Source organism: Pedobacter humicola (genome assembly GCF_056490705.1).
Map to the genome: position 1 here is coordinate 1 of NZ_JBWJIG010000039.1, position 1,427 is coordinate 1,427.

At 36.8% G+C, this 1,427-nt stretch carries 2 protein-coding genes; both read right to left on the reverse strand.

Features of this window, described 5'->3' with window-relative positions:
- Positions 1 to 34: 34 nt before the first annotated feature.
- Complete coding sequence (locus tag AC04Q1_RS26420) at positions 35 to 868, reverse strand: IS3 family transposase (RefSeq protein WP_478367515.1); 834 nt, start codon at positions 866 to 868, stop codon at positions 35 to 37.
- A 2-nt stretch (positions 869 to 870) separates the two neighbouring features.
- Positions 871 to 1,383 (reverse strand): transposase, encoded by a 513-nt coding sequence (locus AC04Q1_RS26425; RefSeq protein ID WP_478367514.1) that lies wholly within the window; start codon positions 1,381 to 1,383, stop codon positions 871 to 873.
- Positions 1,384 to 1,427 lie beyond the last annotated feature (44 nt).

Here is a 1,427-nt window from a genome sequence, read left to right on the forward strand (position 1 = left end):
TGGACTGAACCCCAAAAGTTGGACAAGTTAAAAATTAATTACAGTGATGAGCTCGATATTTTATCGGGCTCATTCCATTTAGATTTAATTTGATCCTGTCGTTATTATAGTAATGGATATATTCTTCGATATCTTGTTTTAACTGACTGATATCATTATACTTTTTAAGATAGAAAAGTTCAGATTTTAACGTTCCAAAAAAGTTCTCAATGATCGCGTTGTCCAAACAGTTCCCCTTCCTTGACATACTTTGTCTTATTCCTTTTTTCTTAAGCAGAAATTGATATTCTTTCATTTGATACTGCCATCCTTGATCGGAGTGCAATATCAATTTATTCTTTTTATTAATTTTTTCAATAGCACCATTCAACATTTCTTTTATCTGTTGGAAATTCGGTGATTCAGAGATATTATAACTAACTATCTCCCCATTGAACATTTCAATTATTGGAGACAGATATATCTTTTTATCATTGACTTTAAACTCTGTAATATCCGTAGCCCATTTCTGATTTGGTTGCTCTGCTAAAAACTTTCTTTTTAGAAGATTTGGGGCTATTTTACCCACCTCACCTTTATATGACCGATATTTTTTTCTTCTTATAAGAGATTTCAGTCCTAATGAACCCATCAGTTTCGAAACGGTTTTATGGTTAACAGTGTATCCCTGGTTCTTCAATTCCAAAGTTATTCTTCGGTATCCATATCTCCCGCGATGCTGGTTATAAATGGCTTTTATCTGTGCCGCTGTGACACTGTGTTTCTGCAGGCAGGACTTTGTTTTTACATGATAATAATAACTGCTCCGGGCCATTTTTACAATATGCAGCAAATGCTCCAATGGATATTTTAGCCTTAACTCCTCAATGACTAACGCTTTCTCCTTTGCGCTTGTTTCTTCAGGGTTAAGGCCTCGAGCTTTTTTAGCACTTCATTTTCAGCACGTAGATATAAGTTTTCCTTTTCAAGCTCCTCGAGTCTGGTTAACGGTTTCTCTTTCTTCGATAATGGCTTCTTGTCTTCTTGCATGGGTTTGCGTCCTTTTGGTTTTGCATATAATCCGCCTATGCCTAACTGCTCGTACTTCCGTAGCCAGCCTAAGAGCGTGGCATCGCTTGCAATGTTAAAACGGATACAACACTCTTTCAAAGATAGAGTTTTGTCTCGATAACATTCAATGGCTAAAACCTTTAGCTCAATTGGATACGTGTTGGTTCTCCGTGAGACTAACCCAAGGTTACCAAATGATTCATAATAGCTTATCCACTTTCTAAGTAATGTTCGTGGAACTCCATGAAGTTCTGCTAATCCTTTCTTGGATTGCCCTGCTAGATATTCATTGACTAGCTTCAACCTAAATTCGGCTGAATACTTTCTTCGCATAAAAATGCCCCCAAATAGTGTCTAACTTTTTGGGGGCAGTGCAA

Bases quoted from the DNA above. Each gene is read 5' to 3' on its own strand.
- AC04Q1_RS26425 (WP_478367514.1), bottom strand. From the start codon at position 1,383: ATGCGAAGAAAGTATTCAGCCGAATTTAGGTTGAAGCTAGTCAATGAA.